Raw genomic sequence first — 23,864 nt, forward strand, 5'->3', positions numbered from 1 at the left:
TTTCAACCTGATTTGTAAAATCAATGTTCTATTTTTGTCGATAAACACTTCGACTTTGCTTGATCTTTTGCATTAAACCTGTATACCTTTAAGTTTCTAACGCAATCTTTAGTTTCGGATTTCAAAGTGACCCAAAAACACGATCAAATGAGCTCTTCTTTATCTGTACCACCTGCATTAAATAGTCAAGAAAATCCAGAAAACAACCTTAGTTCAGCATTTGACCAACCCGAAATTCAAACGACCTTAGCAAAGACACAACTTCAAGCAGAACAACTGACGCACACCCCTGCTCTGGATAAAATTCCAGCCTCAACGCGTCGTATTAAACCGCTCAATAATTTTTTAGGGCAAGACCGCGCACGTGCTTCGGTTGAAGCAGGTATTTCCTTGCCGTATTCTGGCTATAACATCTTTGCCGTAGGCACAGCTGGCTTGGGCAAGCGCACCATGGTCAAGCGTTTACTACAGCAACACGCCAAAAATATGCCGACACCGAATGATTGGGTTTACGTTTATAATTTTAAAAGCCCTCGTCAACCGATTGCTTTAGAGTTGCCTGCGGGTCAGGCGGTAAAATTTCAAACCATGTTACATCAAACATGGCAAGCCACTTTAAAGCAGCTCGAGCGTCGCTTTACTGCTGAAACCTACCACAACCGTATAGAAGCCATTCGCCAACAAACGGGTGACGTTCAACAGCAAGCCTTGATTGAATTGACTCAGGAAGGCGAAGAGCTAGATCTGAAACTGGTGTCTCGAAATGATGAGCACTGCTTTATTCCCGTCCAATATGTAGACGATAAAGTCTTAGAAATGACACAAGCTGACATTAACGCACTCAGCTCTAAAGAACGCTCTGAAATTAATGCCAATATCCGCCATATGGATAAAAAGCTTGAACGTTTAGGCATGCATTTAGGTGACTTGGAAGATGATGCCCGCGATAAAGTTCAAGTATTGAACCGTGATATTGCCAAGCAAGTTTTATTGCCTAAAGTCGAACAGTTACTCACTAAGTTTGCTGAAGTTGAAGGCTTAAAAGACTATTTAAAACATTATGCCGAAGATATTATTAACAATGTTGAAATAGTCTTAGAACAAGAGGAAGACGATTTTAGCCCAGGTCTATTCAGCCGTATTCCCTCACGTTACCAAGCCAATGTCATTGTGTCGCATAAGCCTAATGCTGGCGCACCGGTTATTTTTGAAGATTTCCCAACACATTACAACTTGCTTGGGCATGTAGAGCAACTGACTCAACATGGCACCATTACTACAGACTTTACCTTAATCCGCCCAGGGACATTGCATAAAGCCAATGGTGGTTTTTTAATGTTAGAAGCAGAACAACTGCTTGAACAGCCTTATGCATGGCAGGGTTTAAAACGTGCGTTAAAGTCAGGTCAGTTAAAACTTTCTTCACTTGAGCATATGTTGACACTGACAGGAAGTATCTCAATTGAACCTGAAGCAATCCCGCTGAATTTAAAAGTGGTTTTACTGGCTGAGCCTGAAATTTACTATGAAATACTCGAAGTAGAACCTGAACTTGGCAGTGTCTTTAAAATCCGTGCTGACTTTACTGATACGTTGCAGCGTAATGAAGTAAATGAACAAGCCTATATGCAACTGATTGCAGACTATGTACAGGCCGATAAACTGCTTCCATTCGACCGATCTGCGCTTTCTGCACTTTTGACTGATTCTAGCCGTCAAGCCGAAGATCAAAGCTCCTTATCCCTACATGCCCTGACGTTGGGTGATTTGATTCGTGAAGCTCATCATCATGCCTTCCAATCAGGCGATAAGATGGTCTCGGATCAACACATTAATATGGCATTAGATCATCGCAAATACCGCTTAGGCTATTTACGTGAGCTCTATTGGCAAGATTTGTCCCGTGGTACGCAGCTCATCGAAACACGCGGACACCGCCTCGGTCAAATTAATGCACTTTCGGTCATTCACTATGCGGATGTTGAGTTTGGCTTACCATCACGTCTAACAGCATCTGTGTATCAAGGTGGCGGCGATATTCTAGATATCGAACGTAGTGTCGAGCTCGGTGGCTCTCTGCATGCGAAAGGTGTGCTACTGATGTCATCATTCTTAAAAGCACATTTCGGTCGTGAACAAACTCTGCATTTCTCTGCAGCACTTGCCTTTGAACAAAGTTATGGTCAAGTCGATGGTGACAGTGCTACGGTTGCAGAACTCTCTGCTTTAATCTCAGCGATTAGCCAGCTCCCGATTGATCAGTCTTGGGCGATTACAGGCTCAATGAACCAATTAGGTCAAGTTCAACCGATTGGTGGTGTCAATGCAAAAATTGAAGGCTTCTTCGATGCATGCAAACTGCAAGGCTTAACTGGCAAACAAGGTGTGATTATTCCACGTCAAAATATGCAGCATCTCATGTTACGTAAAGATGTGATTGAAGCGGTTTCAAATGACCAGTTCCACATTCATGCTATAGACACGATTGATCAAGCGCTTGAACTACTTATGGCTCGACCAGTCGGCACTTTAGACAAAAAAGGACGCTACACCAAGAAGTCTATTTATGCGGCGGTGATGGATCAGCTAGATTATTGGCAAGCCATTGAAGATGGTGCTGAGTTTGAAGAAGAGCCGAAGAAAAAGAAAAAAAAGAAGAAGGACAAAAAAAAGGACAAATCTGAAAAGAAGACCGTTGCAACTGAAAATGCAACGGAACAAACTCCTGAAGCCATAAGCACAGTATCTACAGTGGATTAAACCTTTCCCTCAAATAAAAAAAGCGCCTCAACGGCGCTTTTTTTGCAACTGAAGATTAAGCTTCAGGTGCTGGACTATACTGCTCAACTAAAGGTTGTAATTCACCTTTTTGGAACATGTCTAGAATAATGTCACTACCACCAATCAACTCACCGTTGATCCATAACTGTGGGAATGTAGGCCAGTTTGCAATTTGTGGTAACAAAGCACGAATATCTGGATTTTCAAGAATATTCACATAAGCAAACGGACGACCAATTTGACTAAGCGCTTCTACAGCACGTGCAGAGAAACCACATTGTGGAAACTGTGGGGTGCCTTTCATATAAAGAAGTACAGCGTGTTTTGCAATTTGGTCACGAATTAACGCTTCGGTATCGCGTGCTTGTTCAGTCATTGATCAATCCTCAACTAATCTAACCCGCATTATACCCAAAACGTAGAAAAACAGTATGCCTAAAGCAATATTTCGACTTTTATTTAAATTTAGGCTTTAAAACTACAAGCATAATTGCTTAATATTAACTTTCACTTACCCTCTAACAGATAAGAGTTAGTCATGAATAACATTACCCTTGCTCCTGTACAAACTGATCAACCCTCTCATTTGATGCCAGTATTTGGCCGTCAGCCGATCAGCTTTGTCCGAGGCCGAGGGTCTTATCTTTATACAGCGGATGGTACTGAATACTTCGATGCACTAACAGGCATTGCGGTTTGTGGTTTAGGTCACGCACATCCTGTTATTGCAGAAGCAATTGCAGAACAAGCTGCAACGCTCATTCATACCAGTAATTTGTTTGAAGTGCCTTGGCAAACAGCAGCCGCACAGAAACTTGCTGAAGTTGCAGGCATGGAGGAAGTATTCTTTTCAAACAGTGGTGCAGAATCCAATGAGGGTGCAATCAAAATTGCCCGTAAATTTGGCTACATGCAAGGCATTGCCAATCCAAAAATCATTGTTGCAGAGCACTCATTCCATGGCCGTACTATGGCGACCCTATCAGCAACGGGCAATAAAAAAGTCCAAGAAGGCTTTGGCCCATTGGTTGAAGGTTTTATTCGTGTCCCATTCGGCGACATTGAAGCCATTGAAGAAGCCGCAATTCATCATCCAGACATTGTCGCGATCTTTGTCGAGCCAATTCAGGGCGAAGGTGGAGTCAATACTGCTCCACAAGGTTTTAGCTATTTGGAAGAGATTCGTCAGATCTGTAATCAACACAACTGGCTGATGATGCTGGATGAAGTTCAAACTGGTAATGGCCGTACAGGTGAATACTTTGCCTACCAACACACCAACATCATTCCTGATGTACTGACCACTGCCAAAGGTTTAGGCAATGGCTTCCCCATTGGTGCGGTGATGACTCAAGGTCGTGGTGTAGGCGTGCTGACTGCGGGTAACCACGGTTCAACATATAGTGGCTCAGCATTGGGTTCTCGTGTGGTGTATACCATCATCGACATTATGCAGAAAGAAAACATCGTTCAAAATGCGGCTGAACAAGGTGCGTACATCGTAGAACAACTGCGCAACCAGCTTGCCGATCAAAATGTGATTGTCCGTGGCTTTGGTTTAATGATTGGTATTGAATTACCCAAAGCATGTGGTGACTTGGTCAACATCGCTCGTGATGAATACCACACCATTATTAACGTCACTGCGGGTTCTGTGGTGCGTTTACTACCGACGTTGAACATTAGCAAAGAACAGGCGGATCAACTGATTGAACGTCTGGTGAAAATGATTAAAGCTTACTTAGCTTAAGACAAAACAGTCTGGTTCTGAAATTGCTTTAGGCACATTTTGGAACCAGACTTTTAAGATGAATTGGCTAACTAAAAATTAAAGTTTTGGATCACGTATTTGAACCAAATTTGCATTGGTTTTAGTTAAGGTTTCCATCACTTTATTCATGACAGCTGGTACTAAGGCATCTGCCATTTGCGCGGCCTGTAAACCTAATTTTTCACCCAAAGTCGGTTTCTTACGTGTTGAGATGATATACGTATCATGATCTGCCAATAAACCTAATAGATAAGCATCTGAAGTTTGTAACTGATCGACCAAATTCAAATCTAAGGCATCTTGACCATACCAATGCTCACCCGTCGCCACTTTTTCAACATTGAGTTGTGGGCGATATTTTTCAACAAAGTGTTTAAACAGCACATGCGTCTGTTGTAGCTCTTCTTCAAACTTCGCCTTACCTTCTGCTGTATTTTCACCAAACATCGTCACAGTACGTTTATATTGACCCGCGGTATACAGTTCAAAATCAATATTATGCTCTTTCAATAAACGATTAAAGTTAGGCACTTGCGCGACCACACCAATTGAACCAACAACCGCAAAAGGGGCAGCAATAATCTGATTGGCGATACATGCCATCATATAACCGCCACTTGCTGCAACTTTATCGACACAGATAGTGAGGTTGAAACCCGCATCACGTAAACGCACCAATTGAGCAGCAGCCAAACCATATCCATGCACCATACCGCCTGGGCTCTCTAAGCGCACCACAACACGATCACGCCCTGCTTTGGCTGTCGCTAGGATCAGGGTAATTTCTTCTCGTAATGTCTCTACCGCAGATGCAGCAGTATCACCCTTAAAGTCCAAAATATAAATTTTCTGATTAGCTTTCTTACGGTGACGAGCCTCTTTTGCTAACTGTTGCGTCAATTGTAATAGTTCAAGCTTAGATGCTGTTGTTTGCGCAATTTTTTTACGTTGTTCATTAATACGCGCGTTTAAATGTGTAATTCGAATTTCAGCGGGAAGTTTCGGTAAATGAAATAACATAGAAATTATATTCTCTAAAATAATACATCGGTATATGACCTAGATTAGGTCAATGGCATTTTTTTTCAATAGCCATTTTTTGTTTTATTCTGTAATGCGTTATCTTTCATATTTAATCATTTACAAGATGAGTCAATCCCTTATACAGCATACCTGCTCACCTATTGTCTAATATGACTCTAATACACAATTCCCATTATCATAGCTTTTTAATCAGCAAACTAAATGCTCGTTCATAAAAAACAGAGCACTTAGGCTCTGTTTTTTAAATATTTCAAGTTATGCGAATTAACCAAAACGACCTGTAATATAAGCTTCAGTTAGCTGATGATCTGGCTGCGTGAAAACTTTCTCCGTTGAGTTTACTTCAATCAAGTCACCTAAATGGAAGTAAGCTGTACGGTCTGATACACGTGCAGCCTGCTGCATTGAGTGCGTCACAATCGCAATCGTATACTGCGTTGAAAGCTCAGAAATGAGCTCTTCAACTTTTGCTGTTGCAATCGGGTCAAGCGCTGAGCATGGCTCATCCATCAAAATCACTTCAGGACTCACTGCAATCGTGCGTGCAATACATAAACGCTGCTGCTGACCGCCAGACAAGCCTGTGCCTGGTTGGTTCAGACGATCTTTAACTTCATCCCAAAGACCTGCTTTACGCAAGCTGTTTTCTACAATTTCTTCTAAGTCATACTTATCTCGGGCTAAACCGTGTAGTTTAGGACCATAAGCCACGTTGTCAAAAATAGACTTTGGGAATGGGTTTGGTTTCTGGAATACCATACCTACTTGAGCGCGAAGCAATACCACATCGAGGTTTGGGTCATAAATATCTTGATTATCCAACATCACTTTTCCCGTCACACGACAGCTATCAATGGTGTCGTTCATACGGTTCAACGTACGTAAAAAAGTCGATTTACCGCAACCTGATGGCCCAATAAATGCAATGACTTCATTTTCGTAGATATTCAGATCAATCCCTTTAATCGCTTCAGCTTCGCCATAGTAGACATGTACATCTGAAGTGCTGAGTTTGACTTGTCCTTGTGCCTGATCTTTCTTAGCAGAAGTCTGTGTATCGAACTGCGACACAAAAGAAGTACCCTGCTGACCTGAGGTCGTATTCGGGTTTGTAAATTGAGTGTGTTCTTGATTCACTGTTTGATCCTGATCTAAGGAATTTTTAACAACGGTATACATATTTTGCCCTCACTTACCAACGGACTTCAAATTTCTTACGTAACCAAATTGCAATACTGTTGAGTCCAATCATCATTGCAAGCAGAACAATAATCGCAGCCGCTGTACGTCCTTCGAAGAAGTTGCGCAGCTCATTACCTTGCCACAAGAAAATCTGTACAGGTAAAGCACTCGATTGGTCAAATGGCGTTGCAGGCACACTCGCAACGAAGGCGCTCATACCAATTAATAACAGCGGTGCAGTCTCACCTAATGCTTGTGCTACACCAATAATTGCACCCGTTAGAATCCCTGGTAGCGCAAGTGGTAGAACATGGTGAAATACAGTTTGTACACGTGAAGCACCTAGCCCTAAAGCGGCCTGACGAATTGAAGGAGGTACAGCTTTCAACGATGCACGTGTCGTAATAATCACCGTTGGTAAAGTCATTAAGCTCAGTACCAAACCACCGACCAATGGTGCAGAAAGTGGTAAATGCATCCAGCCAATAAAGATCGCAGCACCGAGCAAACCAAAGACAATTGATGGCACTGCCGCAAGGTTGTTAATGTTGACTTCAATGACATCTGTGATCCAGTTTTTAGGCGCAAATTCTTCAAGATAAATCGCAGATGCCACACCAATTGGAATCGAAATAATGATCACGATCAGCATCATGAACAGTGACCCCATGAATGCCCCTGCTAAACCTGAAGTTGCAGGAGAACTACGCGAGTCTGGACTAACGAAGATGTTGGTATTGAAAGTATTTTCCATGACCCCTGAAGCTTTCATTTCATCGGCAAGTTGACGAACTTCTGGGCTCAACTGTTGCTGTTCATCAGGCAAACTGCGGTCAATATTTCCTGCAAGCCACACATCAACGTTTGCATCGGCAAGCACTTTAATATCTTCTTTTTTACCGACCAATGACGGATCTTTCATCACCATATCACGCAAGCGATACGCTTCAGAACTGGTGTACAAAGAAGCCAAATCATCTCGTTTAGAAGCAAGTGCTGGGTCTTTTGCAATCATGGCATTCACAATTAAAGCATCCCAATCCACCATGCCCATTTCAGTTTGCCAAGCAATAAAACGCTCCTCAAACTGTGCTGGAGATTCGCCTGCACGCTGTACAGGTTTTGCACCTGTGGTAATAATGGCAGGATCAAAATACACCGGTAAACTCATGCTACTTTGCCAAAAGGCAGGTAAGCCTTTCCATAAGATACTGCCAAAAAGCAGCGCGACAAAGAATAAACCTGCAATCACTGCCGAGAAACCAAAGAAACGAAAGGTTTTTTCTTTACGGTGACGTTTTGCCAATGAATTACTGATCGTTTGCTTACGCTTTTCTCGTAATTCTGCCGCATGTTGTGGATCAAATACTTGATCTGCTGTGCTATTAGAAGTCGTCATTAGTCGTATTGCTCACGATATTTACGCACGATGTACAGTGCAACAATGTTCAAACCAAGCGTAATCACAAAGAGTGTCAGACCCAGTGCAAATGCCACCAAAGCTTGCGGGCTTGCAAAGTCAGTATCACCAGTTAATTGGTTTACGATGGTAATGGTCACAGTTGAAATAGCTTCAAGTGGATTAGCATGTAGTAAAGGACTGTTCCCTGCTGCAAGCACCACAATCATGGTCTCACCGATGGCACGTGATGCTGCAAGCAAGAACGCGCCGATAATGCCCGGAAGCGCAGCTGGTATCACCACCTGACGAATGGTTTCAGACTTTGTCGCACCTAAACCTAATGAGCCATCACGTAATGCACGTGGCACCTGTGTGATAATGTCATCCGACAGAGATGAAACGAAAGGAATAATCATGATACCCATGACGAAGCCAGCAGTGAGTGCACTGGTTGCGTTGATGTGTAAACCAACGGATTCACCAAGCATTTTAAAGAATGGGCCAATGATCATCAGTGCAAATACACCGTAAACAATGGTTGGAATCCCTGCGAGAACTTCAATGGTTGGTTTTGCCCATGAGCGGAAACCAGAAGATGCATATTCAGCAAGATAGATCGCGATCATTAAACCCACTGGGACTGCAACCAAAAGTGCAATACCACTGACCATTAAGGTGCCCCAAAGTAGTGGAAGCAAACCATAACTGCCGTCTGCACTACCTGAAGTACTAAAGCCTGGGTTCCATTCTGTGCCGAAGAAAAAGTCGAGTGGACTCACGAAGTGGAAGAATCGCATCGCTTCGCTGAACATCGACATCACGATACCAATCGTGGTTAGAATCGCAACACCAGAACAGAGTGCAAGTGCAACATTAATGGTTTTTTCAACTTGGTTACGAGCACGGAACTGAGTTGCAATGCGCTTTTTCGCAGCGACTAAGCCTGCCAGTGCAGCACAAATCACCACTGCAATTTTTGCAAATGTACCAATGCTTTGAAACTTCGCCAGTTGCTCTGCTGCGGCAAGCTCATACGCGGTTGGTGTATCTGTTACCCCAAAACCTGAGGCAATCGCTTCTACGCGGTTGATTAACACATCTGTACTTGCAGCATCTAAAGTTGCAGCGACTTGTGCGGGCACGTGATTTAACACCACATGATTCAAAACGTTTGGTTCAACAATATTCCAAACAATCAAAATTAAAAAAGCAGGGATGCCACACCACAAAGCCACTAACGCACCGTAATACCCCGGACGTGAGTGTAATTTTGCAGAATTATTTCCCTTACCTGCTAAGTTACGGCTCTGACTTAAGCCCATTTGATAGGCTATGGCAATCAGTGCCAATAACACACCTATAAGTAGCAGATTCATGTATTCTCCACGGTTCTTTCAATTTTCATTATTTGAAAAAACTTAATCCTAGTAAAAAACATCAAAGGTAGGACTTGCCTACCGTTGACTGTTTCTACGCTTAATTACTTAACCGCTTTGCCTGCTTTGAAGTTCGCAAGAACTGCTGCACGCTCTTTGTCTGACATTGAGATCAAACCAGCACGCTCAAGCTTAGAACCTTTACCTGATACTTTCTTGCTGATGAAGTATTCAGTGTATTCTTTTAAGCCTTTGATAGATTTCAAATGCTCACCTTTCACGTAGAAGAATAGTGGGCGAGAAACTGGGTATGAACCATTCAAGATCGTCTTTTCAGATGGTGCAACATTGTTCACTGTAGCTACGCGTAACTTGTCACGGTTTTGGTCATAGAAACCTAAACCAAACACACCCACTGCACTAGGCGACGTTTTTAAGCGCGCTAAAGTTTCTGTGTAGTCACCCGCAATCTCAATCACTTTGCCGTCTTTACGGAAAGTTGAACATGCTTTCTTTTGTGCATCTTTATCCATTGCTTTGATTGCGGCATAAGTTTCACAGCCTGCATCAACCATTTTTTCTTGGAACACTTCACGTGTACCGTGGTTTGATGCTGGAATCACTAAAGTGATTGGTTCATTTGGAAGGCTTTTGTCAATTTGGTTCCAACGTGTATATGGGTTTGCAACCATTTTCCCATTAGAAGGTAACTGCGCTGCTAAAGCTGCATAGACGTGCTGTGGACGTAATTTGTAGGCTGCTTTGCTTGCATTTGAAGCGAACACAATACCGTCATAACCAATCTTGATTTCGATCACTTGATTTACGCCAGCTTTCTTACAAGCAGCTAATTCTGTGTCTTTAATTTTACGAGATGCGTTTGCGATATCAATGGTATTGTCGCCCACACCATTACAGAACTGTTTCAAGCCACCTGAAGAACCGCCAGAACCAACAACTGGTGCTTTAAATTGTGGGAAAGTATTACCAAACTCTTCAGCAACAATACTTGCATACGGTAAAACTGTTGAAGAACCCGCAATTTGGATTGTATCACGAGCTGCGTTTGCGGTAGTTGCTACAGCTGCCCCAGAAACTACTACTGCAAGTGCGATATGGTTTAAGCGCATATTTGTTATCTCACATATTAAACATTTTGGAGTACGCCACTTTTTTATTCAGTCTTGTACTTTTTTGGATAACTGCATTTTGATTTCAGAATATGACAAGCAAGTTACAGCATTGTGACACTTTCATGATGTTTATTTTTATTTGTCCATGATTCGTTACACTTTGTTTTGTGACATTTTCTATAAACGTACTGGTAAATATCACACTACAACACATGATTTAATGATTCATTTTTTTAAAGACACCTAGATCAAAACAGCACTTAAAAAACCAACCTTAAATATAAAAAAATGTCTAAAATCAAATACTAATATATAAAATTTCAATATTTACATTTTTACTTTTTTCAATATTTAATTTCATATAAAAACTCATAAAAAAGCGTTGCTGACGACCTAGACAGTGTGTATATATATTATACAGACACAAAAAAACACTCCGTATAACACCATCATTCACATTATTACAATTAGAAGGTTTGTTATGATTTATAGATTATCTTTTGCGCTACTCTTAACCACAAGCATGGTCCAAAATGCCCTAGCTGTTGAGGGTGGTATTGGGCGACCCATTACAGGCATGCAAGTTCAGCCTTATAATGCCATCCTTCCCGCTGAAAATGGCGGTGTACTTACTCTCTCTAGTATTTATTATGATGGGGGGATTTCAAAATCTAAAGAAGTGCCGATTATTGGTCAACTCAGTGCGGGTCTAGACTATAAGGTTTCCTATAACTTGATTAATGGTATCTTCGTATGGAACAGTACAGATAAATGGTCTGTCGCTACCACTGTTGGAATTCCCGTCCAATATACCGATATCCGAGGCTCAATCAATAATTTAGATTCGGAACAGTCAACCACCAAAATTGGAGATGCAGTCTTTTCCCCAGTTTCCTTCAACTACCACTTCAGCCCAGTAATGCATGGTTTATTTGGAGTTTCTATCTACGCGCCGACTGGAAGTTATGACAAAGATATTGTGAGCAACGCAGGACAAAATACATGGACCTTTGTCCCTAATGTTGCATTTACTAAAATTTTCCCAACTGGAAATGCTGAAATCAGCACCAACATTGCCTACGAGATTTATACTAAAAACGATGCTACAGACTATGAAAATGGTGATCTTTTCCGAATGGACATTCTCGGTCTAAAACGTTTTGGTGACGTAGGTAGTGATGGCTTAGGCGCTGGGGCAGTTTTTGGATGGATTCAACAGACTACGGATGACAAAAGTAACTTAGGTGATCGTTTTGACGGTTTTAAAGGTAAAGCCCTTGGTATTGGACCTATCCTTACTTATGAGAAGAAATTAAGTGAAACCACCGCCCTTTCTGCATCGTTTCGTGGCGTTTACGAGTTTGATGTTAAAAACCGCCCTGAAGGTGAGGCATACCAACTCACTGTAAATTATCAATTCTAACCAAGCGACTATCACTTCAAAACCATCAAGCTGTGATCCATTTTTGGTCTGAGCATCCAATTCCACTAGGGAGAAGGTCCATAAAGGCTTTCTCTCTATGTTCTTTAGGAAATCACGTCCAAATAATTGAAGTTTCTAAGCAAACGGCTTTATCCCAAATGTACTTGCAGTTTAAGCCACCAAAGTGTAAACAGATCGCATCTTATGAGCCAAGTTTTCTCATCTATTTCAAATTTTAAGAACCTGGCTGCATCTTTCACTAAACTATTGAGCTCTGATTGTCACTGAGTGCGGAAGCAAAATAAGCACCTCTTTTTATGCGCTTATTGTGAGATATGCATTTGATTATTTAGCCAACCATGTTATGAGTTAATTGTTGCAAAAGATGCACGTACATCATCAATAATGAGAAAGATTTGCTTATACCTAAGATTATTTTTGATCTTAAAACCATTAAAGAAAATTTTTTTCCTGTTGAAATAAAAAGTCTAAATATTTGTTTTAAAGCTAAGCATTGAAGGCCCTTTTCCTCCGGATCGTAATTCAATCATGTATCAAAAATTACTTTCCAGAAAAACAAAGTACCTCCTACATAATAGAAATTAGAAACTTAGCCAGTGATGTTATGTTTCTTAATATTTAGAACACATAAAAAAGGAGCTGATATCAGCTCCTTTTTAAACACAAACAATTGATTAAGCAATTGCAGGTGTATAGGTTCCATCTGCGATTGAACCTTTGATTCGATCCGCTTCTGCAAGGACAAGGCCAAGCAAGTTCTTCACGTTATCTAAAGTCGCAACTGGGCTTAAAGTCGTCATTTTCAAAGATTGATTTTGACCAACTTTAGTGACGCCAATATTCGCTTCACCACGTGCAAACAATTCGTCTGCAACGTTTTGGTTTAAAGTATCAAGCAATTCTACTGGGTAGCCAGCTGGAACCACACGGAACAATACAGATGCAAATTGTGGATCAACCAACATCTCTAAACCGGCAGTGGCATTGATATAATCAGCAACGTCACGGGTCAGTGTTACACCGTGGTCAATCATAGAACCATAAAGCTCTTCACCTAGTGCTTCAACAGTCATCCAAAGTTTCAACGCATCAAAACGACGGGTTGTTTGAAGTGACTTAGACACCAAGTTTGGCACGCCATGCTCTTCATCATAAGCAGAGTTTAAATACTCAGCTTCGTAATGCATGAAACGATAGTTCGCTTCATCTTTTAACAAGAACGCACCACAAGAGATGGTTTGGAAGTAATGCTTATGGAAATCCAGCGTAATGGAGTCAGAAAGCTCGATCCCATCCAACATATCACGGTGATTGTTCGATAAGATTAAAGCACCACCCCATGCTGCGTCGATATGCATCCACGCACCATATTTGTTGGTGATTTCACGAATTTTCTTGAGTGGATCAATCGCACCTGCATCGGTTGTACCCGCTGTTGCAACCACACATGCCACGATTTTACCTTCAGCTTGAAGGTGCGCCATGGTTTTTTCAAGTGCATCCACATCCATCTGCGCGTTTTCGTTCACAGGAACGGTCACAACAGATTGGAAACCCATGCCCATCATCGCCATGTTCTTTTGCACAGAAAAGTGTGCATTTTCAGAACAAATAACTTTGACGTTACGCATCGCATCGCCTGGCACACCATCACGCTGTACAGACCACGGATTACCGTTTTCGTCTTTCCAGTTTTTCGCGATACATGCATCACGTGCAAGCAGTACACCCATCAAGTTTGACTGTGTGCCACCAGAAGTGAATACACCTGCTTGACCTGCGCCATAACCTACTTTTTGACGAAGCCAATCAATCAACTGTACTTCCATCAAAGAACCAGCAGGGCTTTGATCCCATGAGTCCATTGATTGGTTTGTTGCATTAATCAGCACTTCAGCAATTTGACTGGTGACCATGGTCGGACAGTGCAAATGTGCAAGCGAGTGTGGGTGATGGACTTTTAAGCTTTTATTTAAGAAAAGCTCAACCATACGTTCAAGTGACTTTTGTACACCCAAACCCTCTTTAGAAGGATTAAATGCAATCGCACTGCGAAGCTCTTTGATGCTACCGCCTGTGTACATCTTGTCGTTTTGCAACCATGCTGCAACTGCTTTAGTCGCTTGATCCATCGCTGACGAGTAGTCAGCAATAGATGCAGCATCATTGCAGAGTAACGCCTTACGGTGTTCTGCAAAATCAACCATGATTACGCGCCTCGAGTTGCAACAAGTGCTTCAGCAATTGCTTTCTTAAAGCGAACAATTACTTCTTCACATTCAGCTTGAGTGATAATAAGTGGGCAAAGTAAACGAATCACTGTACCGTTACGACCGCCTTTTTCTAACAATAACTTGTTGTTAAAGCATGCCGCTTGAATCGCTGCTGCCAATTGACCATCTGCAGGCAAAGACCCCATATGATCCGCTGGTTTACGCTCATCAACAATTTCAACACCAATCATCAAACCACGGCCACGCACGTTACCGATACATGGGAACTCTTGAGCCAGCTTTTTAAATTCAGCTTGTAAGAAATCACCACGTTCTTGTGCATTCTGCGCAAGGTTTTGTTCTTTGATGGTTTTGATGGTTGCAAGACCAGTACCCATTGCCAATTGGTTACCACGGAAAGTACCCGTGTGACCTGCTGGTTGCCATGCGTCGAACTTACGCTTAATGCCCAGTACAGCAAGCGGTAAGCTACCACCTACAGCTTTAGACATAACAACAACGTCAGGTTCAATACCTGCATGTTCAAATGCGAACATTTTGCCTGAACGTGCAAAACCTGCTTGAACTTCGTCAAGAATCAACACAATGTTGTGTTTTTCAGTCACTTCGCGGATTTTTTTCAACCATTTGGTTGGCGCTGTTACAACACCGCCTTCACCTTGAATTGCTTCAAGAATGACAGCGGCTGGCTTGGTTACACCACTTTCAACATCTTCAATAAAGTTTTCAAAGAAATATGTCAAAGCATCCACACCCGCTTCACCACCTAAACCAAGTGGGCAACGGTATTCATGCGGATACGGCATAAATTGAACGCCTGGCATCAAACCATTTACAGCATTTTTAGCAGACAAATTACCTGTCATAGCAAGCGAACCATGTGTCATACCATGGTAGCCGCCAGAGAAGCTAATCACTGTGCTACGACCCGTATAAGTCTTTGCTAATTTAATTGCTGCTTCCGTGCCATCTGCACCAGATGGACCACAGAACTGTAAACAATACTCTTCTTTACCACCAGGTAATTGCTCAAGTAATGCTTCAGTAAACGCATCTTTTAAAGGTGTCGTTAAATCCAAAGTATGTAGTGGTAGACCGCTTGCAAGCGTATCTTGGATACTTTGAATTACCGCAGGATGATTATGGCCCAAAGCCAATGTTCCTGCCCCAGCTAAACAATCGAGGTACTCTGTACCTTCAACATCAGTAACCCAGCAACCTAATGCTTTGGCTATCGCTAACGGTAATTTACGTGGATAGCTACGAACATTGGATTCCATCTGACTTTGGCGAGTCAAATAGTATTCGTTAGTAGTATTAGTGGCAGGGTTTACAGAAGAAACGCTCATATCGAATTACCATCTCTGATATGGGTTGAAAGAAATAAGTCGGGTGACTTTTGGTCCTTTGACTCGGCGCTTTATAAATTCTAGTCAGATAGAGTTTGGATACTTCATAACTAGGAGGCGGATGATACAGAAATTTTCAATAAAATAAACAGCTTTCAGACATTATCTGCCAGAAATTTACTAAAAAAATATATCATGCCAAACCATAGCTTAAATTATCCTCTTATAGTGTGACAACGTAAAGAAAAGCCGATGAATTTATTTATTTTTCAACTTCGCCATATAATTTCAAAACACCCACTTTAATTAAAAAATAAGTTTTTGAAATAAATAAGTTTTTCTGAAAAACTTTTTGTACCATTTTTTACAATCAAACCACAATATTTTCGCAAATTCACCACAAATTGGCTTTAAGCTTTTTACAAATGTTGCAAAACTCCTCCTAAATATAAAAGGAATAAAAATGCGTCAATTCTTCATCCCAGCAATCGCGCTTAGTGCTTTATTTAGCTCAGCAGTTTTTGCTCAGTCTGAGAACCAATTAAACTACAATATTGTCAATGTTCAGGCCGAGGCAACACGCCAAGTATCCAACGATTTAATGAATGCGACCCTTTACATTGAACGGAGTAACAAACAACCTGCCGAGCTCGCTACACAAATTACTCAGCTGATGAATCAAGCCACAGCTTTAGCTCGTAAATATCCAAGCGTAAAAGTCGAAACGGGCTCTCAAAGCACTTACCCAATTTATAATGATGACAACCAAAAGCTAAAAGAATGGCGTGGTCGTGCTGAAATTAATTTAGAAAGTACCGACTTTAAAGCAGCGAGCCAGTTGATTGGTGAGCTACAGCAAAACTTCCAAACTCAGTCAATCGGATTTAGTGTGTCTGACACACAACGTAAAAAAGTCGAAAATGAGCTAATTATTGAAGCATCGAAAAACTTCCAACAACGTGCGCAATCGTTAGCACAAGCATGGAGTAAGTCAGGTTATAACTTGGTTAACTTAAACATTAATACCAGCAACTACTACCCTCGCCCAGTCATGATGCGTGCAGAAAGTGCAAAATTTGCAGCAGCTGATGCACCAATGCAAGATGTAGCTGGCGGAGAATCTAAAATCACTGTGAATGCAAATGGTACTGTTCAGCTTAAATAACAGATTTCATTCAAATTCATCTAAAAAGTCATGCTAAACATGGCTTTTTTATTGTGTGTCCATCAAAAAAACTTTAATTCGCCTATTAATTTCAGTTTTTTAATTGCAATAACTGATAATGGTTATTATTTGATTTCAACAAAGTTCAGCATATGATAGCCGCGCTATTTATTATGGATTGCGCACAAAAGAATGATTTCATCACGTCTTCATCTGCAGGATCGCAGATTATTTAAAGCCAAACAACTCAGTATTGCAATTGGACTTTCTATGAGCTGCTTGACCTATGCACAAGCAGAAGAACTCACTGAAGCACCGAGCAACAATGTACTTCCGACCATCAAACTTGAAGCACAAGGCAACTGGTTAGAAGATGCCAATGCAGAGAAAGTACAAAAGCATGCAGGTGCTCGTACGATTATTAATCGCAATCGCTTAGATGAAGTTGCTGCGACTTCAATTAAAGATGCCCTGAAGCAAGTGCCTGGTGTTCAAGTCCAAGAAAATAATGGTACTGGTGGCAGTGATGTTTCACTCAATATTGGTGTCCGTGGTTTAGCCTCTCGCTTATCCCCTCGTTCTACGGTACTGCTTGATGGTGTCCCGCTATCATTTGCGCCTTATGGTCAGCCTCAGCTTTCTCTAGCACCAGTATCATTAGGCAATATTGAATCTGTGGATGTGGTTCGTGGTGCGGGTTCTGTACGTTTTGGACCGCAAAACGTTGGCGGCATCATTAACTTTGCAACTCGAGCTATTCCAAAAGAGTTTGCTGGTAATGTCAGCCTAGCGACAGAATATGCTTCGGGTACAGATCAAGTTAAATATAGCCCGAACCTATTTGTAGGCGGAACCTTAGATAATGGTTTAGGTCTTGCTCTGCTATATTCTGGCACAAAAGGTGATGGCTACCGTGAAGCCAATAATAAAACTGACATTGACGATGTCATGTTAAAAACGGCCTATCAAATTACAGATGCGGATGCGATTGCCTTAAACCTCCATCACTATGAAGGTTATGGTGAAATGCCTGAAGGCTTAACCGCCGAAAAGTATGCACAAAACCCTTATCAGTCAAATAAGTCACGTAATTATTTCTCTGGTCGCCGTTCAGATGTGTCATTCCGCTATACCCATCAAGATGAAAAAAATAATTTTGAATTGCTGACTTATTATATTGACTCATTTCGCACGAGCAACTTAGAGACAGATGTTAGTACAACGACTTCGCGTATGGACACCTCTCCACGCGACTACAAAGTTTTTGCCATTGAACCGCGCTGGTCTCGTGCATACCAATTAGGCAACTCAAATAGCGAATTTACTATCGGCTATCGTTATTTAGATGAAGATAGTTCTGAGTTCTCAGGTCGCTCATCAACATATGCATTGAATGCACCTGTGACCGAAATTAAAGCACGCACCACGAGTGAAGGTGGTACTAAAGCACATGCGATTTATGCAGATAACCGCTTCGATTTAGGGAACTGGGTCATCACACCGGGACTACGTTTTGAATCAATTGAAACGCATAACAATTTTACTGCCTACAACCAAGGCGTAGCAGTTAATACCGTTTCACCCAAAATTGATTCAGATGAGTTCTTACCAAGCCTATCAGTTATGTATAAAGCGACAGACAATTGGAACATTTTTGCCAATGCTGGCGTTTCATTCGGCCCACAACAATACAACCAATTGGCACGTTTAGAAGGTGGTGTTGCACAAAGCACAACTGATGGCTTGCATCCTGAAAAGTCCAATAACTATGAAATTGGTACAAAGTATTTAGGCAATGGTCTAAATGCAGAATTAACCGCGTTTTATTTAGATTTCAAAAAAGAGTTAATTTTAGAACGTGATGCTCAGAACAATGGCATTTGGACAGACTTAGGCGCAACCAGTCACAAAGGTGTAGAACTTGGTCTAGCTTATGACTTTGCTTATTTAACCGATGCGCTTGAGGGCTTAAAACTCTATAGCAACTACACCTTCACCAAAGCTGTGGCTGAAGCAGGCGACTTTGAAGACAAGGATCTTCCGTTCTACTCACGCCACACAGCAAATGTGGGTTTAGGCTATAAAGTGAACCAATGGAGCGTCAATGCAGATATGTTTGCGCAGTCTAAGCAGCATTCTCCAGGTTCGGGTGATAGCTATCAAACTGACGAATCGGCTGATGGAAAATTAGGTGATATTCCAGGTTATTCCACTTTTGCCGTGCGTACAGCCTATGACTTTGGTGAGCAATTCCACGGTTTAAAAATCGCGGGTGGCGTTAAAAACGTGTTTGATAAACAATATTTCACACGTTCTACTGACTCAACAGGCGGAAAATATGTAGGGCAACCACGTACCTTCTATCTTCAAACGTCATTTGACTTTTAAAACTGAAAGCTAATTAGTTCAAGCATATTGAACCGGTAAAAAAGACTACATTTTTGTGGTCTTTTTTATTTTCACAATATGACAAAATTATGACTCTCTTTCGTACTTGATAAACACAATCCACTTTCATGACTTTTTCAGAACTTAATTTATCACTTTTTTCATGGATTAATGCTTCTCCTGAAGCCAATAATACCATTATTCATTTTGCCATTTTCATGGCCAATGACCTGCTCTATTGCATGATTTTACTGTTTGCTTGGTTTTGGCTACGTGGTAACTACGACACTAAAAAGCAGATATTGAAGGCATTTATTTTTACCAGTATCGCCATTTTGATCAGCCAATGTATTTCTCAAGTATATTATCATCCACGGCCTTTTGTCATGGAGGTCGGACGCACTCTCATTTACCATGCACCCAATGGCTCTTTCCCGAGTGACCATATGCTGATTTTTAGCACTATCGCTTTTTCTTATCTATTCTCTGTGCAGCGCAAACTGGGAATTTTTCTCTTAGGCATGGCTTGGCTGGTCGCATGGTCACGTGTCTATCTTGGTGTGCACTTTCCCTTAGATATGCTCGGCGCTTTTCTATTGGCTTTTGCCTTAAACTTCTTTGGATTAAAGTTGTGGAATCTCTATAAAGACTTAGATTCTCAAATGAAGTGCAACAGAGATTAAATTATTGGAAAGAAGCAAGATGAGCTAGCATTTTGCTTCCGACCGACCAAAGTCAAAGTTGCATCATGAACTATACTCATCTTACCCAAGAAGAACGATATCAGATTTATACATTGTTACGTGAAGGTTTTTCTAAACGTTATATCGCTTGGAGACTGAATCGTTCACCTTCAACCATTTCTAGAGAAATCAAACGTAATCGAGCTAGAAATGGCTATTTCGCTAAACATGCCAATAAAGTAGCTCGAAGACGACATTGTCCTAATCCTAAAAGAATCCCTTGTGAAATGTGGGCACATGTCATCTCTTATCTTGATCTTCAATGGAGTCCTGAACAGATTGCTTCTCATGTTCCAGTCAGTTTGCATTCAATTTATCGCTTTATACGACAGGATAAAAACAATGGCGGTACACTCTTTCATCACCTACGTTTCAGAAATCAAAGAAAGAGGAAATACGGCTCTCCTGAAACCCGTGGTCAGCTGAGTAATCGTAAAAGCATTCATGACAGACCTATCGAGATTGAGCGGCGGAATCGCTTTGGTGATCTGGAAATAGATACGATTGTTGGTAAGAACCATCAGCAATCATTGGTCTCTATTGTGGATCGGAAGACAGGTTATTTATGGCTGAAAAAGTGTAGCTCACGCAAGGCAGAGGAAATTTGCCAAACAACCATCAGCCTTCTTAAGCCAATCAAAGATCAGCTAAAGACTATTACCGCAGATAATGGTAAGGAGTTCAGTCTGCATAAGTATGTTGCTCAAGAATTAGAACTAGACTGGTATTTTGCTGATCCTTATAGCGCTTGGCAACGAGGCACGAATGAAAATACAAATGGTTTAATCAGACAATACATTAAAAAAGGCAGTAATTTAAATGCCTATACGGATGAATATATCTCAGAAATCACTCAACGTTTAAATCATCGCCCAAGAAAAAGACTCAGCTTTAAAAGTCCGAGTCAGGTATTATGGCAACAACATGGTGTTGCACTTCAAATGCTAATCTAAGAGATAAAATCATGCAATGGGTACTCACTATTCACTTTTACTTATTTAAGCCCCTCATTCAAAAAGGCTATATCAAATAACTTTTGCTATAAAACAAAAAATCCCGCTTGAAAGCGGGATTTTTTTGATGCATTTAAATCAGTAGATTGCCATGTGGTTGCGATGGATCATCTCAAGTGAACGTGCTTCACCTAGAACTTGGTGAACTTTATCTGACGCTAAGCCCTTTACCAACTCCGCAGAGCGCGAACTAAAGTTGACACGTCCAACTGCAACACGGCCACCTTGGATATCAACACACTCAACCACATCACCGCGTTCAAAATGCCCTTCCACAGCTTTCACGCCAACTGGAAGTAAACTACGATGATTGTCTTTAATGGCTTTGACAGCACCATCATCCAACACCAAACGACCCGCAGTTTGTAAGTGAGCCGCTAACCACTGTTGATGAGCGGTAATGCGGTCATTGTCCGTAATAAACAATGTCCCAAGCATTTCACCATCCATCAAACGTGCAAGCACATTGTCACTTTCACCACTGGCAATCAGCGTTGGACAGCCAGACTTTGCAGCTAAGCGTGCAGCACGGACTTTGGTCAACATCCCACCACGCCCAAATTTACCGCCACCGCCAGCCATATCAAACAAGCTTTCATCTAAAGCACGCACGGTATGGAACAGTTTTGCATCTGGATTTGAACGTGGGTCTGAGTCAAACATCCCCTGCTGATCAGTCAAAATAATTAACAAATCAGCATGGACTTGACCTGCAACCATCGCGGCCAGCGTGTCATTGTCACCAAAGCGAATTTCATCGGTCGAAACCGTATCATTCTCGTTGATTACAGGAATGACATGCCATTCAATCAAGTTCTGCAAAGCGTCACATGAGTTCAAATAACGACGACGGTCTGCCAAGTCATCATGGGTTAATAACACTTGCGCAGTCTGAATGTGATGTTTTTCAAGCACACTTGACCACGTATGTATAAGGCCCATCTGACCAATGGCAGCACACGCCTGAAGACTAGGTAGATCGGTGGGTCGGCTGTCTAGCTTCATACGAACCATACCTTCAGCCACAGCTCCTGACGACACCAGAATAATCTCATGTCCGGCATTGTGTAGATCTGCAATTTGTTTCGCCCAATGCGAAATTGCATCTATATCTAAACCTTGCCCATTTGCTGTGAGTAAAGATGATCCGATTTTAACAACGATTCGTTTACAAGCTTCGAGCTTACGTTGTCCATCTACCACTTCTATCATCTTGTCCTCAGTTACTCATTACGAGCTTAACGTACGTAAAACACTTCCACTTCGCCGTCATCTTCATCATCGTCTTCATCATCATCAGCCAACAGGCCTGCAAGACGTTGTTGACGACGCATTTCACGATATGCTTCTTTAGCGGCAATCGTTTGTTCGCGTGTTTCAGCTTCAAGCTGCTCACGGAATGCTTTCACTTCTGCTGCATAGTCAGGATCTTCAAGCTCACGTTCACGTTGTTGCTCAATTTGATCCATCAGGTAATACACAACTGGTTTTGTCCCTTCAGACATCAAACCTGAAGTTTTGAATACAGGACCATCCCACTGCATTTCATCTAAGATATGCTGACACCATTCATCACGCGTATCGTCTGCAAGTTGGTCAACTTTGTTTAACACTAGAACGATAGGTAGCTTTGAAAGAGTCGGAGAGAATTTCTCTAACTCAGTCAAGATCGCTTTTGCATTGTATGCAGGATCAGAACCATCAATCGGCTGAACATCGACAATGTGAAGCAAAATACGCGTACGCGCCAAGTGCTTTAAGAAACGAATACCAAGACCCGCACCTTCTGACGCCCCTTCGATCAAGCCTGGAATATCTGCCATTACAAATGAACGGTGACTGTCCGCATCAACCACACCTAGGTTTGGGATCATCGTGGTAAACGGATAATCTGCAACCTTAGGTTTTGCTGCTGATACGGCACGAATAAACGTCGATTTACCTGCATTTGGCATACCCAGTAAGCCGACATCTGCCAGTACTTTTAGTTCTAAGCGAATTTCACGGAATTCGCCTTTAAAACCATGGGTACACTTACGTGGTGAACGGTTCGTCGATGATTTGAAGTGAGTATTACCCAAACCACCATCACCACCCGCTGCAACAAGTACACGCTGACCACTTTCAACCAAGTCGCCAATAATGTCACCTGAGTCAGTATCAACAATCGTTGTACCTACAGGAACCTTTAAGATGGTGTCTTCACCACCACGGCCTGCACAGTTCGCACCACGACCATTTTTAGCTCGTTCCGCACGGAAGCGGCGAGTATAACGGAAGTCTACAAGGGTACTGGTATTATCATCAGCTTCGATAAATACGCTACCACCACGACCACCATCACCACCGTCTGGACCACCAAAAGGTACGAATTTTTCACGGCGAAAACTGGCTACGCCATTGCCACCGTCGCCAGCCTCTACGGTAATGACTGCTTCATCAACAAAGCGCATGCTGCCAATCCTCTAAATACTTTAAAACCGCATATTCTGCCATATTTTACAAAATTTCTCGAACAGAATTATTCAGCGAAACATGAAATTTAGTCACAAAAATACCCAAATCTAACTTTTCGACACTTTTCACCTGATTTTATTCATTTTTTAATTTAAATGTGCTGACCCTTTAGTCGTTAGATTAGCCGTTAGATCGCTCTTCGACCCATTTTATTCAATCCTACTTAACTTTTACTTTCAAAAGCATTTTCACATCAAAATAACGCACTAAAAGAATAGCTCGTTTGAGAACAAGACTTTTTCACAGTCTGAAATTCTAATCAGCTCTAAACCACTTCCGCACGCCTGAGGAATTCGCTCTTAAAGCACAATTAAGGATTCAC

17 protein-coding genes are annotated in these 23,864 nt (G+C 41.7%); 7 read left to right on the plus strand and 10 right to left on the minus strand.

The annotated features are described in order from the left end of the window. Positions 1-126: 126 nt before the first annotated feature. Positions 127-2,760 (plus strand): Lon protease family protein, encoded by a 2,634-nt coding sequence (locus CDG62_RS12630; protein WP_087528552.1) that lies wholly within the window; start codon positions 127-129, stop codon positions 2,758-2,760. 55 nt (positions 2,761-2,815) lie between these two features. Here the strand turns inward: CDG62_RS12630 and grxD are convergent, their stop codons facing one another. Further along, a complete protein-coding gene (gene grxD / locus CDG62_RS12635; protein ID WP_086209575.1) occupies positions 2,816-3,157 on the minus strand; it encodes a Grx4 family monothiol glutaredoxin in 342 nt (113 codons plus the stop codon). Positions 3,158-3,319: 162 nt separating this feature from the next. On the opposite strand from grxD, the gene CDG62_RS12640 reads away from it, so the two are divergent. Next, entirely contained in the window at positions 3,320-4,531 is a 1,212-nt protein-coding gene (locus CDG62_RS12640; RefSeq protein ID WP_087528553.1) for an aspartate aminotransferase family protein, read from the plus strand. Positions 4,532-4,609: 78 nt separating this feature from the next. Here the strand turns inward: CDG62_RS12640 and sohB are convergent, their stop codons facing one another. From sohB to CDG62_RS12665, 5 genes are all read right to left on the minus strand, one after another. Next, the gene (gene sohB / locus CDG62_RS12645) at positions 4,610-5,572 is read right to left on the minus strand and encodes a protease SohB (protein WP_087528554.1); all 963 of its coding nucleotides are present in this window, start codon (positions 5,570-5,572) and stop codon (positions 4,610-4,612) included. A gap of 288 nt (positions 5,573-5,860) precedes the next feature. Further along, positions 5,861-6,775, minus strand: coding sequence for a phosphate ABC transporter ATP-binding protein PstB (gene pstB / locus CDG62_RS12650; RefSeq protein ID WP_087528555.1), 915 nt, complete (start codon positions 6,773-6,775; stop codon positions 5,861-5,863). A gap of 13 nt (positions 6,776-6,788) precedes the next feature. Continuing rightward, the gene (gene pstA / locus CDG62_RS12655; protein ID WP_087528556.1) at positions 6,789-8,177 is read right to left on the minus strand and encodes a phosphate ABC transporter permease PstA; all 1,389 of its coding nucleotides are present in this window, start codon (positions 8,175-8,177) and stop codon (positions 6,789-6,791) included. After that, positions 8,177-9,556 (minus strand): phosphate ABC transporter permease subunit PstC, encoded by a 1,380-nt coding sequence (pstC, locus tag CDG62_RS12660; protein ID WP_087528557.1) that lies wholly within the window; start codon positions 9,554-9,556, stop codon positions 8,177-8,179. The genes pstA and pstC overlap by 1 nt, the downstream gene beginning before the upstream one ends. A gap of 104 nt (positions 9,557-9,660) precedes the next feature. Continuing rightward, complete coding sequence (locus CDG62_RS12665; RefSeq protein ID WP_004693599.1) at positions 9,661-10,686, minus strand: substrate-binding domain-containing protein; 1,026 nt, start codon at positions 10,684-10,686, stop codon at positions 9,661-9,663. 484 nt (positions 10,687-11,170) lie between these two features. On the opposite strand from CDG62_RS12665, the gene CDG62_RS12670 reads away from it, so the two are divergent. After that, complete coding sequence (locus CDG62_RS12670; RefSeq protein ID WP_087528558.1) at positions 11,171-12,112, plus strand: SphA family protein; 942 nt, start codon at positions 11,171-11,173, stop codon at positions 12,110-12,112. A gap of 695 nt (positions 12,113-12,807) precedes the next feature. On the opposite strand, the gene CDG62_RS12675 is transcribed toward CDG62_RS12670, so the two are convergent. Both CDG62_RS12675 and CDG62_RS12680 read right to left on the minus strand, forming a co-directional pair. Beyond that, a complete protein-coding gene (locus tag CDG62_RS12675; protein WP_087528559.1) occupies positions 12,808-14,340 on the minus strand; it encodes a pyridoxal phosphate-dependent decarboxylase family protein in 1,533 nt (510 codons plus the stop codon). Between the two features lie 2 nt (positions 14,341-14,342). Beyond that, on the minus strand, positions 14,343-15,716 hold the full coding sequence (locus CDG62_RS12680) for a diaminobutyrate--2-oxoglutarate transaminase (protein WP_087528560.1): 1,374 nt from the start codon (positions 15,714-15,716) through the stop codon (positions 14,343-14,345). Positions 15,717-16,179: 463 nt separating this feature from the next. On the opposite strand from CDG62_RS12680, the gene CDG62_RS12685 reads away from it, so the two are divergent. The 4 genes from CDG62_RS12685 to CDG62_RS12700 all read left to right on the plus strand — a co-directional run bounded on the left by CDG62_RS12685 (position 16,180) and on the right by CDG62_RS12700 (position 20,965). After that, the gene (locus CDG62_RS12685) at positions 16,180-16,881 is read left to right on the plus strand and encodes an SIMPL domain-containing protein (RefSeq protein ID WP_087528561.1); all 702 of its coding nucleotides are present in this window, start codon (positions 16,180-16,182) and stop codon (positions 16,879-16,881) included. 192 nt (positions 16,882-17,073) lie between these two features. Further along, positions 17,074-19,269: a TonB-dependent receptor family protein gene (locus CDG62_RS12690; protein WP_087528562.1), complete on the plus strand. Its 2,196-nt coding sequence runs from the start codon at positions 17,074-17,076 to the stop codon at positions 19,267-19,269. Between the two features lie 128 nt (positions 19,270-19,397). Next, a complete protein-coding gene (locus CDG62_RS12695) occupies positions 19,398-19,952 on the plus strand; it encodes an undecaprenyl-diphosphatase (protein WP_087528563.1) in 555 nt (184 codons plus the stop codon). A 65-nt stretch (positions 19,953-20,017) separates the two neighbouring features. Then, entirely contained in the window at positions 20,018-20,965 is a 948-nt protein-coding gene (locus CDG62_RS12700) for an IS30 family transposase (RefSeq protein ID WP_119496091.1), read from the plus strand. 138 nt (positions 20,966-21,103) lie between these two features. Here the strand turns inward: CDG62_RS12700 and proB are convergent, their stop codons facing one another. Then, positions 21,104-22,237, minus strand: coding sequence for a glutamate 5-kinase (gene proB / locus CDG62_RS12710; RefSeq protein ID WP_005399671.1), 1,134 nt, complete (start codon positions 22,235-22,237; stop codon positions 21,104-21,106). Positions 22,238-22,263: 26 nt separating this feature from the next. Beyond that, a complete protein-coding gene (gene cgtA, locus CDG62_RS12715) occupies positions 22,264-23,478 on the minus strand; it encodes an Obg family GTPase CgtA (protein WP_087526980.1) in 1,215 nt (404 codons plus the stop codon). Positions 23,479-23,864: the final 386 nt, after the last annotated feature.

This window comes from Acinetobacter sp. WCHA55, from assembly GCF_002165305.2.
GTDB lineage: Bacteria > Pseudomonadota > Gammaproteobacteria > Pseudomonadales > Moraxellaceae > Acinetobacter.

Bases quoted from the DNA above. Each gene is read 5' to 3' on its own strand.
- cgtA (WP_087526980.1), bottom strand. From the start codon at position 23,478: ATGCGCTTTGTTGATGAAGCAGTCATTACCGTAGAGGCTGGCGACGGT.
- pstA (WP_087528556.1), bottom strand. From the start codon at position 8,177: ATGACGACTTCTAATAGCACAGCAGATCAAGTATTTGATCCACAACAT.
- proB (WP_005399671.1), bottom strand. From the start codon at position 22,237: ATGATAGAAGTGGTAGATGGACAACGTAAGCTCGAAGCTTGTAAACGA.
- pstB (WP_087528555.1), bottom strand. From the start codon at position 6,775: ATGTATACCGTTGTTAAAAATTCCTTAGATCAGGATCAAACAGTGAAT.
- sohB (WP_087528554.1), bottom strand. From the start codon at position 5,572: ATGTTATTTCATTTACCGAAACTTCCCGCTGAAATTCGAATTACACAT.
- grxD (WP_086209575.1), bottom strand. From the start codon at position 3,157: ATGACTGAACAAGCACGCGATACCGAAGCGTTAATTCGTGACCAAATT.
- CDG62_RS12665 (WP_004693599.1), bottom strand. From the start codon at position 10,686: ATGCGCTTAAACCATATCGCACTTGCAGTAGTAGTTTCTGGGGCAGCT.
- CDG62_RS12680 (WP_087528560.1), bottom strand. From the start codon at position 15,716: ATGAGCGTTTCTTCTGTAAACCCTGCCACTAATACTACTAACGAATAC.
- CDG62_RS12695 (WP_087528563.1), top strand. From the start codon at position 19,398: ATGACTTTTTCAGAACTTAATTTATCACTTTTTTCATGGATTAATGCT.
- CDG62_RS12675 (WP_087528559.1), bottom strand. From the start codon at position 14,340: ATGGTTGATTTTGCAGAACACCGTAAGGCGTTACTCTGCAATGATGCT.
- pstC (WP_087528557.1), bottom strand. From the start codon at position 9,556: ATGAATCTGCTACTTATAGGTGTGTTATTGGCACTGATTGCCATAGCC.
- CDG62_RS12700 (WP_119496091.1), top strand. From the start codon at position 20,018: ATGAACTATACTCATCTTACCCAAGAAGAACGATATCAGATTTATACA.
- CDG62_RS12670 (WP_087528558.1), top strand. From the start codon at position 11,171: ATGATTTATAGATTATCTTTTGCGCTACTCTTAACCACAAGCATGGTC.
- CDG62_RS12690 (WP_087528562.1), top strand. From the start codon at position 17,074: ATGATTTCATCACGTCTTCATCTGCAGGATCGCAGATTATTTAAAGCC.
- CDG62_RS12685 (WP_087528561.1), top strand. From the start codon at position 16,180: ATGCGTCAATTCTTCATCCCAGCAATCGCGCTTAGTGCTTTATTTAGC.
- CDG62_RS12640 (WP_087528553.1), top strand. From the start codon at position 3,320: ATGAATAACATTACCCTTGCTCCTGTACAAACTGATCAACCCTCTCAT.